The organism is Pseudomonas sp. BW16M2 (assembly GCF_014268865.1).
Taxonomy (GTDB): Bacteria; Pseudomonadota; Gammaproteobacteria; order Pseudomonadales; family Pseudomonadaceae; genus Aquipseudomonas; species Aquipseudomonas peradeniyensis.
This window is the reverse complement of the sequence record NZ_JABWRI010000031.1, coordinates 43,621-61,436: the sequence shown is the minus strand read 5'-3', so window position 1 is coordinate 61,436 and position 17,816 is coordinate 43,621. Positions and strand designations below refer to the sequence as shown.

Here is a 17,816-nt window from a genome sequence, read left to right as displayed (position 1 = left end):
GGCGAAACGGGGGTAGGAAGCGCAGTGTGTTGGAGTACATGAGCATTCCGAGCCCCGTTTCAACGCAGTATGGGCGAGTGCAGATACATTTCGTACAGAGCGTAATGTCCTGTCTCGGAACTACGTTCTACTTTGGCGAGTGGCTTAGGTGTCCGGCCAAGGCGCTGCGACGAGTCATAGAAGGGCTATGGCGAGGAGCGGCAACGCTGGCCGGGCACTCAAGATGCCGCCAAAAGTGAACAGCTTATTTCCGACACAGTAAACTAGCGTTGTCGAAGCGCACTCGTGGCGCTAGCCACTTGGAACTAATGCTTAATTAATGAGCTGACTTACCTACCTCCCGATAGCGGCGCCAGTCCAGAACAGCCCCGCTATTTCCACGTACAACGTAAAAATCTTGTACGACATGTAGATCTACAGTTGAAATCCCACCCTACATTTGTAGGGATTGCCTGCAAGAGACTTTCATCCGAAAATTCCAAACGCCTCGAAACCTTACACTGTCTCGCCCAGACCATGACAGGTGCAAATCGACATAACTGTTAAACTAGAGAACCCTTTACCCTGGTTTGCTAGCGAGACATTTGAGAATTTATTCGGCAAACCCTTACTCAACTCTACCAAGGAAGTTAGAATGCGAGAGATAACAATTGAAGAAGCTGAAGCGGCTGGTGGTGGTTTCGGTGTTCCTGGCGCCATTGTAGGTGGCGTATACGGTGGCGCAGCTTACGTCGGTTCCGTAACCGGCGGCGGAAAATTCAGTGCGACCGAATTCGCTGCCGCCGTTGGAGGTGGGGCGCTGGCCGGGGCCATTTTGGGGCCAGCGGCGAGCGTGGCAGGCACTATTGGCGGCGCGGGCGTTTGGTATGGAGTAGGGGTGATCGGGGGGAACTCTGGGCGCTTGAGTAGCGGCGCCTAGAAGTTGGTGATAGAGAGATCGTTACCAAAGAGGTAGCGATCTCGTTTTAGACGCTGTACTGGGAGATCGAGTAGCGGCGTGCAGGGTATAGCTAGCCAACATCGGACCAACGAGAAAAACATGCTGATCGCATTGACCTTACTTATAACTCTTTTTTTAGCCCTTACGGTAAAAATCGCGACCAACATCCTCTCCACCAAGTTCAACATCAACATCGAGGGCAAGTGGTTACTCATGTTTGCCGTCCCAACCATTGCATTACTCGGCCTATTTCTAGCCTCGCGAGTTGTGACATTATTCGGGCTTGATTGATCAACCCAACACAGCACACCATGAGCTACCGCGCGCACCCTACCCCAAGTCTCTGTGAGCCTTGAAAAACTGGCACAGGGGCTTGGGTAATCTGATAATGGCGCATGAAAGGTATCTTATGATTTTTGATTCGCTGGCCATTTTAAATGGCCTTTGGGGATGCTTGTGCATAGCAGTGATTTTACCTGCATTCGTGGTGCACAAGTATCGACGAATCATCACTGTGTGTTCATTGATTTTTCTGACGAATTCGCTGGCTTTGCATTTCAACCAACAAATGCCAATTACCGAAGCGTCCCTCAGCAGTCTCGCGGTGGTGATGTTCAATGTCTTGGTAGCCTATTTGCTCGCGCATTTTTGTTACCACAAGCGGACCGTCTTGGATCTATTTCGTCGCACCACTCGCCCCCTGAATAAAGATTCGTGAGTTTTTTGTTGCACCTTCAAGCCCATCCCTTTCAAGGTCTTTGGGCGCTAGGGCTATTGATCGAGTAAGGGCCGCCAGGTGTCCGCCGAATGCCTTGCAGCGCCTATGAGATCAAGCGCCGCCCGCGCGATGCAAGGCCGCTTCTACATTTTTGCAACGTGCCGAACCTGTCAGGCCATGGTTGCCCGCCTTGGTGCATGGCTTGAGACAGATGAGGCGCCAGTGGTACCCACGCTGAAACCGCGTGGTACCCACAAGGCGGACCCTGTAATGGCACAGGATTGACTGGCCCGAAATAGATGTATGAACGGCCTTGCGGCGCTTGATCTCATAGGCGCTGCAACTCTAACGTCGAACACCTTGAAAAGCCTGGGTTCAAAGGTGCAAATTTGAAACATCTTGAAACATCTTGCTCATTGATGACATTGTCGTACCAGGAGTATTTTCGAGCCATCAAATGTTACGTTATAACAATTTGAAAATATCTGGCATGCCTCTTCCTTCCTACTTCCTAGCTCCAGAGCTGACGCTTTTTTTCGCTGAACTGTCGCACCGCTCCAGTTCCTTGGTGATGGCGACCTGATCCGCGAAGGAATCTAGTCGTCTGCGGATAGGTCGAGATTAGCGCAGTGATAATAAATTTTACCCTTTGCCTCATGGTCGCAGCATCCTCGCAATCACGTGAAGGAGAGCTTTCCTGGCGCCCCCTGAAGCCTGTCTGCGAGCTTATAATTTAGGAATTATCCTAAATAAACCCCGGATTAATCTTGCTAGATTCTTAGCGAAAACACGCCAACTGACGCCCAAAAGAGAACAACAAGTCAACCTGGCGACAACACTTGAAGCACTAAATATTAGAATAACACATTCAAACTTCCTCGACTGACACTGAGGAATTTTATCTGCTCGCACCTCTATCCCAACAGCCCCACCCAGGTTATTGCAGGCAAGCAACGACACATCACCGCAAGCACAACAAGATTTCTTGGGATACTGAACCATTCAGAGAAGACAAGGAGTGACTCTTGAATATCACGAAGCGCGAGCAGGAGGTCACCCATCTTTTATGCAAAGGCATGACGAACAAACAGATTGGACGCCTGCTTGGGATCAGCCCCCACACCGTGAGGGATCACATATCCTCGGTCACCAACAAATTAGGCGTTACCAACCGCATAGAACTCATCCTTCTACTTAGCACGAAGTAATTTGACACAACACTTTCAAGCAGCACCAAGACTCCTGCTGCCGGGATAAACTCAGCCAATCTCGGTTTCTCGCCTGGCGCGCAGGGAATGGGCCCAGAAGTTGATAGACAATGATGTGCTCAGTGAGGTGACTTGATGAAACCAGCCCTCCGGTAGAAACAGGAGGTCACCTGGCCCTAGTCGAACAGGAAGAAAATCCACACTCCGGGCGGTCGGAAAGTCCTCCCAGTTCGGCTTGTCTGGATTGAAATCACACCCCTCCAGCCCGCCATCCGGTGAAGTCGCCCAACTACCCAGGGCTTCCCGGTGATGGGGTGCGGCCAGCAGCATCAATTTCTCCCCCCACACCTGGGCAAACAGATTGTCGGTGTCATCGCGGTGAAGGGGTGTCAGTGTCCCCTTCGGCCCCAACCAGAAACGGGGTGTAATGTACAGTGAGCGGTCGAACAACTCGGGAAACCTGATCAGGTCGAGCCATTGCTGCGGTACCTGGTTGTTTCCCATGTACGCCCCAGGTTCGCCCCCGCTCACTTGAGCCGCCTGCTCCATTTCGGTGACAAAATCCAGAATCCTGGTGGTCCTGAACTCTCGCCCGGAAGAGAACGCGTGGCCAGCATAGTCCCCGTGTCGACTGATCCCTTGCACATCGACGAAGTGCTCCAGGGCTTGTCCCATAGACATCTTTGCCAGCGGCCAATCGTCAAGCGCCGAGCTAAGTACCAATGGTCTGCCGACTGTCCGGTACCTGGTTGTGAATTCCTCGACGGACAGCTGCCGTGCGCAACGCCGCTCGATCCCACCCTGCATGTCCAGGCGAGCCGATAGCTGCTCGCTGAAACGAGCTTGAGCCGGGTAGCGCCGATCCATCTCCACCTTCGCCCCGTCGCCAGCGTGCAATGATCGACCGACCAAACGTGGAAGTAACGTAGCCAGACCAATACGACCTTCGATTTTCAGCCGTCCTTGGGCAAATAGCGCTTCAATATCGGACTGACCACGCATGATGGCGAGAAACACCGACGCCTCCATGGCGATAGTGACATCTGCATCTGGATGAAGGCCCGGATTGACCTCGGTGCAAGCCGGTGGACTCACCCAAAAATGTTCCTGCCCGGAGAACACGAACTGGAAGGTACCCGCAACCCCCACCTCACTTGCCCCTGCAAACAATGACGACAGGGCAGACTGCACTAACATGTCGAACACCTCTGATCACGCCTTCCTGGAATCAGGTTACTTGGCAAAGACAGTGCCATGCCCATGCGCTTCGCGATGGGTTTCGGAACGCTCGGCCAAGGCCCCGTCGAACGAGATCAAACGGTCCGTCGTGGCTTTCCAGTCGGCCAGACGGTGATAGGCATTGATGAACCAGCTCAGGTTCCCGCAAAGATTGCCGAATGCCGAGTTGATCTGCATGACGTCGCCAAACATGATGGCGCCGGAAAAGAAACGCGGAACAGCCAACAAGCTGCTGAACACCAGCGACAGCTGGCTGTAGCTCTCGGTAAACAGGGAAAGACGCATTTTCACATTGATGGTACGGCGCATGTTCGCCACGCTGACATCGAGCTTCTCACTGATCCGCTCTTTCTCGCCATGACGAGCACGCGAGATCGCGTGCTCGTTGGAACTGTCGCGAAAACGGATCAGGAAATAACGCAGATCCGCCTCCGAGCGTTGCTGATTATTGCTCAAGGAGACCAGCTTGAAACCGATTTTCTGGCTGATATAGGTGCCCAGAAACGCATAAAGAATGGCGACCCAGAACATGTAGGCAGGAATGTTCAAGCCCCACATCTGGGCACTACCGGAAATACTGATCAACACCACGCTGAACGACACGACACTGGCCAAGGTGTAGGACAAACCGCATGCCAGGTCGATGGTCTCGAACGTAAACTTGTTGATATCCTCCGCTATGCGCTGATCAGGATTGTCGACCTGCCGCTCGACCTGATCGGGGCGCTGCGACTCAACGACCCATGCAGACAAGTAATGATTGGTCAGCCAGCGGCGCCATCTCAACGCAAAAACATCGACCCAATAAGTGATCAATACCGAACGCAGCACCGAGAACAGCACGATGACAATGAAGACCACTACAAGCCGATAGAAGGCGTAGGCATCGAGTTCCTGGATGGCGTTGTAGAAGTGCTTGTACCATTCATTAATCGCCAGCGCAGTGCCCACGGCCAGAAGGGACAGCACAAGCAGCGCGACCAGCGAACACCAAGCAAACAGTTTCTCTTCGCTTCTCCAATACAGGGCTACTACCAAATAAACTTTACGGTAAAATGAAGCTTTTTCAGGGGCGACATCACACCCCATGGTGTTTTTTGGATTCATCGGCATCACGACTAATAAATTATTATTGGCGGGGTATACATCCCCCTATGGATACGGCACGGACAATCCTGTCCTCGTACACCAACCTGCATACTCCAGACCTTCGATCGCCCCCGACAACCAATAGAACTCTTTTTTGGCCAGGCTACGCGCCACTTGCACTAGTCAGCCCGAGCTATTCCGTAGACCGCCCCAACAGTCAACAACCACCCGGAGACCCCATTCAACTTAATACACGAAGGGAAGCAGTGATGACGACTGCCATTAAAGCGTATTTCATGTAGACATTAACCATCCAATAGTCGGCAAGCGCGCCCGCTATCACCCCGATGGATATAGTTGCAACCATCGTAAAAAAGCCCTTCATAGCGTGCTCTCCAAAGCATACTCCGCACATCCTTTAGGGTCTGTACGAAATGTGTCTGCGCGAAGGCCAGACAAGGCGAAACGGGGGGAGGAAGCGGAGTGTACTGGAGTACATGAGCATTCCGAGCCCCGTTTCAACGCAGTATGGGCGAGTGCAGATACATTTCGTACAGAGCCTAGGACTTGATGCCACCCACTCTGCACATCATTATCGACCGACAATAGAAAGCCCATAGCCATCATTGATATCAAGTCTATCGGTACCCTGTCGCCCCCGACACCCTACAGGTGTAGGGATGGCCCTATGCCGCATCGCTGATAACATCAGTACTCACGACTGATGGCATATCGTGAGACCTATCCAGGACAACAACACCTACAATCTCGCACAGGATGATTTAAGCGATGAGAGATCTCACCGAATATGAAGTGGCTCAGGTTTCCGGCGCCGATGCCGGTTCAACCTTCATGGAGAACGTCGGCTCCACACTGGGAGGTGCCTTAGGCGCAGCTATCGGCTCCAGGACCGGACTGGGCCCGGTAGGTGGCGCCGCTCTGGGTAGCGGCGCAGGCGCTGTGGCGGGGGGAGCCGCATACAATACCGTGAAGGATGCTGCCAAGGCGTGGGACCCGTCGCCGTTCAGGGGCACTTCATTCTTCCCACAGACAAGCGGCGCCTGATTCACGCATGATACACTCGGCGCACGACGGTCGTGCGTCGTTTACCTAAAAGAACAAACAACAGCAATGACTGCGAGCCGTTAATATGCACCACACACTGAAACGTGCCAAACTTAGCGAACAGATCTCTGCAGACCCCTTGAAGATATTGGCCTTGGGCGAAAACATCCTTGCCAATATCGCTCTGACAACCTTGGTATTTCTGGCGCTACAAAAAACCGGCCTGACATCTCACTTTCTGACCGGGGCCGCACTTTGCGGCATCTTGGCATTCCTGATAATAACCACAAAAAACATGTATCACGACAACGCCCTTTCCCAGCTTGAGCTTGCAGCCGGGACCGACCCTACCGTGATAAACAGCGCGCTTGAAAACATTGGCTACACGCGAAACGACAGTGGCGAGTTTGTGAAAAAGAAGAAAATGTTCAGCCTGCTTCATCGCTGTAAAAGCGAAAAAATCCTTATCGAAATCCATGACACGCGGCTTAAGCTCAAAGGCCCGCATGCCGAGCTTGAGAAAGTCCTTGCTACCCCTGCTCTTATTCAAAGCACATCGGTTTGATTCTCGAGAGCTGCTGACCGGTCAGCAGCCGCAAACCGCCTGACGCCCCCGTTATTACTTCAGGCCCACCCTTCCTGTGCTCGACAGCTGATCCAGAAATCTCATTGCAGGCTGGCCTGAACAGCGCCGACACTACGCCCAGGCTACAATCTGCTGACGCTCGTTACCCCGCGTGTTGCTCACACGCAAGCTCGGCACTCCTGCTATACTGGGAATGGAAACAACGCAGCACAGAGCAAAGCAAGCGAGCTCGTCATCGGGAGCATGATGGCGACCTTGAGTGGCTGAGGCACACTACGCCGAGCAATGCGCTCAAACCCTTCTATGAGTAGACGCGACAGCGCCAGCATTATCATCCCCCAGGCAAAAATGTTGAAAAACTCATGAAACGAAAAATCTGCCATTACCTCATCCTCGCAGCCTGAACGGTTATCGGCTTTCATGTGCATTGCCAGTCCTGAAGCCCGGCCAGGAATGGCCGAGGCTCCATCAGGCTCACGCGCCGCTGCTCCCCCAGCCCCGCAGACGACATATCCAGGTACCACTTGCCAGACCTGTCAATGACAGCCATCAAAGCGCCCAGAACCCCAGGCGCCCCAAACTCGCCACCAGTCGCAAACGCGCGAGCTGCCAACGATTTAATGTCGCTGTATGCTCCTGCTCCGCCATTGCATAAGCGGAAGAAGCATTGAGCAGCTCGATCATGCTGCCCACTCCAGAGCGATAACGACCCTGGACCACTTGCAAGGCGAGCATTGCCTGCTCCACCCACTCGGCGGTTCTGTCCAGTGCCTGGGTCTCGATCCCCAGGGACTGGTAACTGGCCCACAGCTCCAGCGCCACTCGCTGCCGAGCATCCGCCAGTTCTGCCTCTTGAACCTGAACCCTGGCCCGGGCACCCCGAACCTGATAGGTGCGCCCGAACCCTTCAAACAGCGGGATGGTGACCTGAAGGCCAACGCTGTTGTCACGAATATGGCTATCACCGCTGTAATCCATGGCCTGATGGGTCTTTACATCCGATAGCGAGGCAATCAACGACAACGACGGGCGACCGGCAGCCTCACGCTCGACAACGACTGCCTTTGCCGCCTCCAGCTTCGCCTTGGCGGCGATCAACGCAGGATGGTCGTTGCCTGCCTGCTCAAGCAGTGCGGCCAGGTCCTTGACGAAGGCGGTATCCGGCCGTCGTGTCAGCGTTTGCGCCAGCATGAGCCGCGTCTGCGGCGCCATCCCCATACGCATGGCCATCTGACCCTTGGCATCGCGCACCAGCCCCTGGCCACGAACCAGATTCAGGCGGGCCTGCGAATAAGCAGTCTGCGCCTGAAGACGATCGCTCAACGCTGCAGCACCTGCGTCGAACTTGGCGCTTGCATCCTTGAGGTTTTCAGCTGCTAGCGCGGCGACCCGCTCAGCGGCCCGCTGCCTGTCCTGGGCGGCCAACGCGTCGTAGTACAGACTGGCTGCCCGCACAAAGGCGTCCTGCAAGCGTTCATCCTGATTCGCATTGGCCGCAACCAGCAACTGCCGCGCATTGCGAAGGTCAGCTTCACGCCGGCCGGAATCGAACAGCACCCAGCTCAGCTGCAGACGATGGTCGAGCTGACGCTGACGCCCGTGGACCGATGAATCCGTCTCCTCATAACGGGTGTCGTTGCGCCCACGACTGTAGGTGGCGGTGGCATCAAGCTTGGGCAGGTACGCCGAGCGCGCTACCCCAACCTGCGCCGCCTGAGCCTTGGCCTGCGCCCAAGCCTGCCGAACCTGGGGATCATGGCACAACACCCGCTCGACCATTACCTCCAGGGTGAGTACCTCCGGTAGTGCCGCGTCGACGCATGCCGCCCCGAGGCCTGCGCCTTCGAGCACGGCCCCGGGTGCCACGGTGTCGACAGTCGAGAACACATCCAGTGCAGCGGCACAGGACGCCCATGAGCACAGAAACGCCAGCAAGCAGCGGTTGAAAACAGCTGCACTCATGGCGTAACGGCTTCGCCCAGATCCGACGACAGCATCGTCCCGCGCTGATCGAGCACTACCCGCCCCGCTTCAAGACGCACCACCCGATCTGCCGAGGCAATCGTCTCGGCACGGTGGGCAACGATGATTCGGGTCACGGCGAGTGCCCGCACCGCAGCATTGACCCGCTGCTCACTGGCCACATCGAGATGGCTTGTCGCCTCGTCGAGGATGAGGATATCCGGCCGCTTGTACAGTGCCCTGGCCAGCAGCAAGCGTTGCTTCTGCCCCCCCGACAGCACCGTGCCCATGTCGCCCACCAAGGTGTTGTAGCCCATCGGCATGGCCATGATTTCGGCATGAATGGCCGCCATGCGCGCGCATTCCATGGCCCACTCCAGGTCGGGGCTCGATTCGAAGAAGGTGATATTGTCCGCGAGCGAGCCGGCGAACAGGCAGTCGTCCTGCATCACCGTGCCAATCCGCCCGCGCCAGGACGCCATGTCCAGCTGGCGCAGTTCATGTCCGCCCATGCGAATCTGTCCGCTGGTGGGCGGCAATATCCCCAGCAACACATTCACCAAGGTACTCTTGCCGCACCCAGAGGCACCGGTGATGGCAACGGACTCCCCGGGCGCAATGCGCAGGTCAATGCCATCGAGCACCAGCGGCTCGTGCTCGGAGTAGCGATAGCTCAAGCCCTGGATGTCGATGGTCATCTGGCGCGCGGGCCAGTCCACGCTCTGAGGGGCGTCCCGCTGTTCCTCGGGGGGGTGCATGACGATGTCGGCCAGCCGCTCGCCCTGCAAACGCAACATGTGCAGTTCGAACAGATGATCTACCAGACTAGCTACACGGCTGACGAACTGCCCCTTGTACGCCATGAACGCCATCAGCACGCCCACCGTGAAGTGATTGTCCATGACCAGCGATGCACCTAGACCGATGGTGCAAAGATTCTCCAGGCCGAAGATCAGCGCGTTGAGCTGGGTATAGAGCAACTGCAGTTTCTGCGTGCGCAATCCGGCGTTGATCTGGGCCACCAACAACCCGAGCCAGGTGGAGCGCCGCTCGCCTTGACGCTGGAACAGCTTGAGCGTGCGTACCCCTCGCAGCGTTTCGAGGAAATGGCTCTGCTGGCGTGCCGCATGAACGATCTGTTCCTCGCTGGCACGGCGCAGTGGGCCATACCACGCCCAGCGAACCAGGATATAGGCCACCATCGCCAGTACAGCGATCATCGCCAGCGACGGACTGTAGAGAAACATCAACACAAGGGTGGCGACAGTCATCAGGCCGTCGAGTATCGCCGAGAAGAACGCCGCGGTCAGCGTATGCTGAATCTGATCGACAGCCCCGAAGCGGGACACCACGTCACCCAGGTGACGCTTCTCGAAGTACTGGATCGGCAGACGCAGCAGGTGAGTGAAGAGGTTTGCCCGCCACTGCACGCTGAGCAACGTGCTCATGTGCATCATGACCCAGGCGCGCGTGGCGCTGACCAGCTGCTGCATCAACAGCAACAGGCCGAAGCCGATCATCAGCGTGGTCAGCAGATCACGGTCCTGGGTGACCACCACGTTGTCGAGGGTCCATTGCAACAGGAACGGACTGACCAGCGAGAACACTTCCAGCACCAGCGCCAACAGCAGCACCTGGGCCAAGCCACGGTACAGCCCGCTCACACGGCCGAGCATCTTGGTCAAGCCCAACCGGGGCTTGGCGGCCTGCTGCTCGAAACCCTGCTCGGGCCATACCTCCAGGGCAACACCGGTAAAGCATTCGCTGGCTTGGGCAAAGCTCAGCTGCCGCACCCCTTGACCGGGATCATGCAGGGTCAGGTGCTGCCCATGGACAGCCTTGAGCACCACGAAATGGTTGAAGTTCCAATGCAGCACACAGGGCAGCTTGAGCTTGTTCAGATCGCTCAGCTCCAGCCTGACCGCACGGGTGCCCAGGTTGAGGCGCTCGGCAGTCTGCATCAGTTGCCTGAGGGTGATGCCTTTGAGCGAAACACTGAACTGCCGGCGCAGCTCCATCAGGGTCGTATGATGGCCGTGCATGCCTGCGATCATGGCCAGGCAGGCCAGTCCGCACTCGGTGGCCTCGGTCTGCAGGATCAGCGGAAGACGGCGTCCCAGGCTCGGGGTGATGGCGTCGATGTAGTTCATGCGTCCATTCCTAGAGTTTGCCCGTCAGGCTGTAGAGCGGTTCGAGCACCCACTCGTAAAGACGCCGGGTTTCCTGCAGCACATCCGCCTCGACCAGCATGCCGGCCTGCAATGCCCGGGACTCCCCGTACGCCTGCACCGACTGCCTATCGATCGCCACGCGAATGCGATAGATCTGTTCGCCGTTGCCTCCCAGGCCGGGCACGCTCCCGACCACATTGGCAAGCTCGGCAGCGGAAAGCGTGGTCCTGGACACCGATATGACCTGGCCATGGTGCTGGCCAAATTTCTGATAGGGGTAGGCCTGGTAGCGAAGCAGTACCGCATCGCCCGCCTGGATAAAGCCAATGGCTTTGCTGGGGGCATATAGCTCTGCCTGCAGGTTGGCATCCGCCGGTACCAGGCTCATCAGCGCGCGCGAACTATCCACCACCTGCCCCGGCCCCACCAGGATGGCGGTGGCCACGCCTGGCTGGGGTGCCGTAATGACCAGCGAGCGCTTGGCTTCGCTTTCGATCAGCGCCTGCTGCACCGACGACAGCGATCGGCGAATGCTGGCCAGCTGATTACCATGCAGCGCCTCCAGCCCTGCCCGTTCATGCTGTCGCTCGACCAACTGCTGCCTGAGCACGGTCGATTCGCGCACCAGGCCCTGAAGACTCTGGCGCTGCCCCAGAAGCTCGGCCTGGCGCTGTTGAAGCTGGTCCATGGAGATATAGCCTTTGTCCATGAGCCCCTGATAGCGCTCGGCCGCATTGCCGGCCAGCTGCACGAGCCGCTGCTGGCTGGCGATCTGCTGCGCCAGCGTGTCCAGTTCCTGAGTGAGGCTTCGCAGCTTGCTATCCAGACTCTGCCGCGCCTCAACCTGCAGTTGCTGCTGCTTGCGCAGCTCTTCCTCCAGGGAACGACGCTGGCCCTGAAGCTGATCGCTGACCTCTGCCTGGACAGGCCCCGAGTCGACCGAGCGCTCACTGGAAATCAGGAACAGCCGCCCGCCCTGCTCTACCTGCTGCCCTTCCTCGACGTAACGTTCCAGCACGACACCGTACTGCGACGAATGAATTTTCAACTGTCCGGACGACGGCACCAGCTGGCCAGGAACGGTGCTACGCCTTGTATAACTGCCATAGAAGAAAAAACTGACGACCATCAGCGCGAGCAACAACGCCACGACTGTCATCACGGTGAAGGAAACAGGCCTGACCAGCACGATGTCACCCAGCCAGGTGCTCTGTCGCGCAGCCAGCGCTTCGGTTCGAAACAAGGGGGCCTTACCTGTCACGCAGTCATCCTTTACCTGGCCGGGTGGCTTCACACCGGGCCCGACCTCAGCGGGTCGACTTGATTACGAAGGTGCCCTCAAAGGACAACAAGCAAAAATCATGTGCGGCCCAACTAAATTTTTGACGCCGTCGCTCGTCCTCCCCCACCATGAACAGGACAGCACACAGAGCCACTTGACTTTGTCATCCGCCGCCTGACATTCGGCAACCGCAACACAAAGGAAACATGCGTTGAACATCACGGAACGAGAACACGACGTTATTCATTGCTTATCGAGAGGGTTGACCAACAAGGAAATCGGGCAACAACTGGGTATCAGCCAACACACCGTCAGGGACCATTTGTCCTCGGTATTCAAAAAGTTGAATGTTGGCAGCCGCATTGAATTGGCCATACTGTTCAGCACATCAAACGAACCCCCGCCCTCGCTTCAACACAAAGCCGCAGGCAATACGTAATTATTCACATTCTTGAAGCGCAGGCCATCCTACACCTGTAGGGTGGCACTTTGGCATGCCAGCAGGGTATAAACGTCAACATGCCCGCCTTGCAGAGCCGCGCGCCGTAGCGGGCCTCCCCGGCCTTGACACGCCTCGACTAATTGCCAGAACTTGTTCCGTCCAGATGATCGCCCCAGACAATGAAGTGGCGCAACTCAACGAGTTGCACGAAGTATTCGTCCCTTTTGAAACGGAATATATCGAGGGTTGCGAAGTTATTTATCTTAACGAGGCGCTGTGTGAACAGCAGACCTCGGCTGACTTGCTGGCTTCTTACAGCTACATGATCCGGACCGATACCGTGTCCCGGCGTGCCAATGCAATACGCAAGACCTTCATGGCTGAACGTTACGGCGGCGACGGCATTCTCAGCAACGGCGGCGGCGCACGCTGTGGTTTTGATGGAGTGTGGCAACTCAAGGGACTTGGGGCCAATCCGCTGGTAGGTCACGATGTGGATGCGGGACATGGTGATGGCAACTTGTCGTTGACCACCGCACTCTATGAGTCGGTGTGGGCAGAAATCATCGCGTCGGTGCTGCCTTTCGGGGCGACAAGAACCATTGCCATCCTCGACACCGGCCTGACCTATGACACCTGGCGCGGGACGCTGAAACGCGGCCTGCTGGTTCGCCAGCCGGTTGTGCGCCCGGCGCATTTCATCAGGTCCATCTACTTCAGACAGCAGCGCCTGGATGGCCTGGGTGAAGATGCCCTACGGGTGAAACAGGCCATTCAACGGCTCGTCGAGTTCCTTCCCCAAACACGAGCCTCGACAACGCCAATACCCTCACTCGAACAACGCCTGGAAAATGGCCTGGTCGAGTTGGCCGGGCGCTACGCCGAGCAGTTCGCGGCCGCGCGCGCCAAGCACATCATCCATTTCAATGTCAGTGCATCCAACGTTTCCCTGACCGGTGGCTGGCTGGACCTGAGCGGCATTTGCCTGTTCACTCACTTCATCAATGGTGACCGCTCCAGCATCGACCGCTTCAACAGCGAATACCTGCCTGCCCTGCAGAGCCTGCAGAGCCTGTGCTACTACCTGGGCAAGTACGCAGTCGTGGACAACGAGGTGTCGCTACACCTCTGGCAAAAGACCCTTGAGCAATTCAACCAACGCTACAGCCATTACCTGAATCTGTATCAGGTCGCCCAGGCCGGATTCCCACTCTGGTTGTTGCGCCGCCTGGAGAACACCCCGGAACTCAACGCCTTTGCCACTGCACTGCAGCGCATTCTGGCGCTTGACGATTTCACTGTTACCGCCATCGCCGACACCACGGGCTGGGACGGTTATCAACGCTGGACTGGACGACTCTTTCACGCGCTGCTGTCGCGCAACGGCAAAGATGGCGATCTGGCTTGGCTGGGGAGCGATGCCACGCTGACCGACCCATTGTGCTCAAGCTACGACCTGCTGTTTACCAGGGTTGCGCAGGCGGCTGGCGAGTACAACATAGACCGCCATAACCTCCAGCTCACCCTGCTGATCAATGCCACCCGGCTGAACCGGAGCCACCGTGTGCTGCATGATCTGCAGAGCCTTATCGAGGCTATCGATGCAGAACCGGTCGGCGACCGAAGAGCGGCCTTGCATGCACTGCAAGACCACGCGCTGCTGGCTGGTCGCTTCAATCTCGGCCACGAACAGCCGGATGCCCTGCCATTCTGGTCAAGTGCCACGCTAGCCATCTGCTTCAACCCGCAAACCGGCCGGTTCAGCCTGTCGGAGCGCGAAACAACCCCGCTGACGCTGGAGGCGTTGTCGGCAAAAGCCGAAGGCCATGAAGAAATCAGGCAGGCATTGAACTTCTACCCTGGCCTCGTGAGGTAAACAGATGAACAAACATTACACTCTGCAGACCAGCTGCCGAGACGCCAAGCTCAATGACAAGGCAACGATGCTGGGCCATGCCGCCATGGTCATGGCCGGCTGCCGACGCTCTTCAGGCTTCCAGATACGCACGTTGTACTACTGGCTCGCACCCGCTATCGAGCACGCACAGATCATCATGCTCTTCGACTCGACCTGTGCGCCGAGGGGCTTTCTCATCTGGGCGCACCTGGCGCCCGACACCGAGCAACGTCTGCTCCAGGACCCTAACTTCCTGCTGCACCCGAGTGAATGGAATGAGGGTGGACGCGCCTGGGTCATCGATTTCTGTTTCCCGGGGGGCGCTGTCAAAGAGGCGCTTTCCATGCTGAGACAGCATTTGCGCGAGGCTGGCATCGACCAGATTTCCTGGGTGCGCAGGCGCGCAGACTATTCGATTCGACGAATCGGCAGCTGCAGGACAGAGAAGCAAACCAGATGAATACTTGTACACACAAATGTCACGTTTAGTGCCATTTTTGTGTGCACTCTATCGGGGTAACGCCCCAATAGGTTACACATCCCCATCAAGAAAATTGACCAAATGATCAACTAAATCAACACTATAAAATTTAAACCTGTTCACTAGGTCAATTTATAGTTCAATGTTTTCATTTACTTACCTTTTCCATAGATAGATTCGAAATAAAGGTTAACTAGCATTCCCACTCCTGCTGGCATGGAACTGGCTTTTGTGTGCTTGTGTTTTGTATACAAGTTTTACGAAACATAAATACACAAGAACCCGCAGCGTCGCCCCACCGGCGACCGTTGCGCCCAGAACCCAGTGATGCCAACGCCTGCACCGACGAGATGGCGAGCCCGTGCGCCAGCGCCCGCTCATCGCAGTCACACGCATCAGGAGCCGCCGGAATGAGTAGCAGCCTCCCCCTTGCCCCTGAACTTTCCGTTGCCAGCACCCATCCCTCGACCACCACCCTCGAAGGCCAACCGGCCGATCTCGAACTGAGCCCACGCCTGCACAACCGCGACCTCGCCCCGACCAAACTGGCAGGCCGCCGCTGGGGCGGCTACAGCATCTTCGCGCTGTGGACCAACGACGTGCACAACATCGCCAACTACTCCTTCGCCATGGGGCTGTTCGCCCTCGGCCTGGGCGGCTGGCAGATCCTGCTATCGCTAGCGATCGGCGCGGCGCTGGTGTACTTCTTCATGAACCTGTCCGGCTACATGGGGCAGAAGACCGGCGTGCCGTTCCCGGTGATCAGCCGCATCGCCTTCGGCATCCATGGCGCGCAGATACCGGCGCTGATCCGCGCAGTGATCGCCATCGCCTGGTTCGGCATCCAGACCTACCTGGCCTCGGTGGTGCTGCGGGTGCTGCTGACCGCCGTGTGGCCGCAGGTGGCCGCCTATGACCACGACAGCATACTCGGCCTGTCGAGCCTGGGCTGGGTGTGCTTCGTGGCGATCTGGTTGGTGCAGCTGGTGATCCTCGCCTACGGCATGGAGATGGTGCGCCGCTACGAGGCTTTCGCCGGCCCGGTGATCCTGCTGACCGTGGCGAGCCTGGCGGTATTCATGTACTTCAAGGCCGATGCGCGCATCGCCTGGTCGGTCGCCGAGCCCCTGAGCGGCTACGAAATGTGGCGCAATATCTTCGCCGGCGGCGCGCTGTGGCTGGCGATCTACGGCACCCTGGTGCTCAACTTCTGCGACTTCGCCCGCTCCTCGCCATGCCGCAGGACCATCCGCGTCGGCAACTTCTGGGGCCTGCCGGTGAACATCCTGGTGTTCGCGGCGATCACCGTGGTGCTGTGCGGCGCGCAGTTCCAGATCAACGGCCAGGTCATCGACAGCCCGACGCAGATCGTCGCCAGCATCCCCAACACCGCGTTCCTGGTGCTGGGCTGCCTGGCCTTCCTGATCGTCACCGTGGCGGTGAACATCATGGCCAACTTCGTCGCCCCGGCCTTCGTGCTCAGCAACCTGGCGCCGCGCCACCTGAACTTCCGCCGCGCCGGGCTGATCAGCGCCACCCTGGCGGTGCTGATCCTGCCCTGGAACCTGTACAACAGCCCGCTGGTGATCGTGTACTTCCTCTCAGGCCTGGGCGCCCTGCTCGGCCCGCTGTACGGCGTGATCATGGCCGACTACTGGCTGCTGCGTAAGGGCCGCATCAACGTGCCCGAGCTGTACAGCGAGAACCCCACCGGCGCCTACCACTACACCCGCGGCATCAACCTGCGCGCCGTGGCCGCGTTCATCCCGGCCGCGCTGCTGGCGATCATCCTGGCCCTGGTGCCCAACTTCCACGGCATCGCGCCGTTCTCCTGGCTGATCGGTGCCGGCATCGCCGCCGCTGTCTACCTGCTGATCGCGCCACGCCACCGCCAATACCTCGATGTCAGCGGCGAATGCATCGCCGTCGACCACAGCAGCCACTGAATTCAGGGAGATCCGTCATGCGTATTCTGATCGCCAACGTCAACACCACCGAAGCCATCACCGAAGCCATTGCCGAGCAAGCGCGCAGCGTGGCCGCGCCCGGTACCGAGATCGTCGGCCTGACCCCGTGGTTCGGCGCCGAGTCGGTGGAGGGCAATTTCGAGAGTTACCTGGCCGCCATCGCGGTGATGGACCGGGTGCTGGCCTACGACCAGCCCTTCGATGCCGTGATCCAGGCCGGCTACGGCGAGCATGGCCGCGAAGGCCTGCAGGAGCTGCTGGACGTGCCGGTGGTGGACATCACCGATGCCGCCGCCAGCACCGCCATGTACCTGGGCCACGCCTACTCGGTGGTGACCACCCTGGACCGCACCGTGCCGCTGATCGAGGACCGCCTGAAACTGTCCGGGCTATACGAGCACTGCGCCTCGGTGCGCGCCAGCGGCCTGGCGGTGCTGGAGCTGGAAAGCGACCCACGGCGCGCGGTGGAAGCCATCGTCGAGCAGGCCGAACGGGCCGTGCGCGAGGACAAGGCCGAGGTCATCTGCCTGGGTTGCGGCGGCATGGCCGGGCTCGACGAGCAGATCCGCCAGCGCACCGGGGTGCCGGTGGTAGACGGCGTGAGCGCTGCGGTGACCATTGCCGAGTCGCTGGTGAGGTTGGGGCTGAGCACCTCCAAGGTGCGCACCTACGCCACGCCGCGGGCGAAGAAGGTGGTGGGCTGGCCGATGCGCTTCGGTCGCTGATCTGCCTATCGCGGGGCAAGTCGCATCGGCGCGCCGATGCGACT

General features: G+C 58.0%; 13 protein-coding genes. 7 read left to right on the top strand and 6 right to left on the bottom strand.

The window, feature by feature from the left end:
* Positions 1-1,039: 1,039 nt before the first annotated feature.
* Complete coding sequence (locus HU735_RS22250; RefSeq protein WP_186715368.1) at positions 1,040-1,231, top strand: hypothetical protein; 192 nt, start codon at positions 1,040-1,042, stop codon at positions 1,229-1,231.
* A gap of 1,452 nt (positions 1,232-2,683) precedes the next feature.
* Positions 2,684-2,866, top strand: a complete 183-nt coding sequence (locus tag HU735_RS22245) for a LuxR C-terminal-related transcriptional regulator (protein WP_202888876.1) — start codon at positions 2,684-2,686, stop codon at positions 2,864-2,866.
* Between the two features lie 51 nt (positions 2,867-2,917).
* Here the strand turns inward: HU735_RS22245 and HU735_RS22240 are convergent, their stop codons facing one another.
* Positions 2,918-4,063 (bottom strand): cupin-like domain-containing protein, encoded by a 1,146-nt coding sequence (locus HU735_RS22240; protein WP_186715366.1) that lies wholly within the window; start codon positions 4,061-4,063, stop codon positions 2,918-2,920.
* 36 nt (positions 4,064-4,099) lie between these two features.
* Positions 4,100-5,212, bottom strand: a complete 1,113-nt coding sequence (locus HU735_RS22235; protein ID WP_186715364.1) for an SbmA/BacA-like family transporter — start codon at positions 5,210-5,212, stop codon at positions 4,100-4,102.
* Between the two features lie 1,132 nt (positions 5,213-6,344).
* Between HU735_RS22235 and HU735_RS22230 the strand changes: the two genes are divergently transcribed.
* On the top strand, positions 6,345-6,824 hold the full coding sequence (locus HU735_RS22230) for a hypothetical protein (RefSeq protein WP_186715362.1): 480 nt from the start codon (positions 6,345-6,347) through the stop codon (positions 6,822-6,824).
* 203 nt (positions 6,825-7,027) lie between these two features.
* On the opposite strand, the gene HU735_RS22225 is transcribed toward HU735_RS22230, so the two are convergent.
* The 4 genes from HU735_RS22225 to HU735_RS22210 form a co-directional block, all read right to left on the bottom strand.
* Entirely contained in the window at positions 7,028-7,267 is a 240-nt protein-coding gene (locus HU735_RS22225; protein ID WP_186715360.1) for a hypothetical protein, read from the bottom strand.
* A gap of 127 nt (positions 7,268-7,394) precedes the next feature.
* Positions 7,395-8,807: a TolC family protein gene (locus tag HU735_RS22220; protein ID WP_186715358.1), complete on the bottom strand. Its 1,413-nt coding sequence runs from the start codon at positions 8,805-8,807 to the stop codon at positions 7,395-7,397.
* Positions 8,804-10,957, bottom strand: a complete 2,154-nt coding sequence (locus HU735_RS22215) for a peptidase domain-containing ABC transporter (protein ID WP_186715356.1) — start codon at positions 10,955-10,957, stop codon at positions 8,804-8,806. Before HU735_RS22215 ends, HU735_RS22220 begins: the two co-directional genes overlap by 4 nt.
* A gap of 10 nt (positions 10,958-10,967) precedes the next feature.
* On the bottom strand, positions 10,968-12,221 hold the full coding sequence (locus HU735_RS22210; protein WP_186715381.1) for an HlyD family efflux transporter periplasmic adaptor subunit: 1,254 nt from the start codon (positions 12,219-12,221) through the stop codon (positions 10,968-10,970).
* Between the two features lie 644 nt (positions 12,222-12,865).
* On the opposite strand from HU735_RS22210, the gene HU735_RS22200 reads away from it, so the two are divergent.
* The 4 genes from HU735_RS22200 (at position 12,866) to HU735_RS22185 (ending at position 17,772) form a co-directional block, all read left to right on the top strand.
* Positions 12,866-14,578, top strand: a complete 1,713-nt coding sequence (locus HU735_RS22200) for a hypothetical protein (RefSeq protein ID WP_186715354.1) — start codon at positions 12,866-12,868, stop codon at positions 14,576-14,578.
* 4 nt (positions 14,579-14,582) lie between these two features.
* A complete protein-coding gene (locus tag HU735_RS22195; RefSeq protein WP_186715353.1) occupies positions 14,583-15,059 on the top strand; it encodes a toxin-activating lysine-acyltransferase in 477 nt (158 codons plus the stop codon).
* Between the two features lie 431 nt (positions 15,060-15,490).
* Positions 15,491-17,026, top strand: a complete 1,536-nt coding sequence (locus HU735_RS22190) for an NCS1 family nucleobase:cation symporter-1 (protein WP_186715352.1) — start codon at positions 15,491-15,493, stop codon at positions 17,024-17,026.
* 17 nt (positions 17,027-17,043) lie between these two features.
* Positions 17,044-17,772 carry an aspartate/glutamate racemase family protein gene (locus HU735_RS22185; RefSeq protein WP_186715351.1) on the top strand — a complete coding sequence of 243 codons (729 nt, stop codon included), beginning with the start codon at positions 17,044-17,046 and terminating at the stop codon, positions 17,770-17,772.
* The last annotated feature ends 44 nt before the right edge of the window (positions 17,773-17,816 follow it).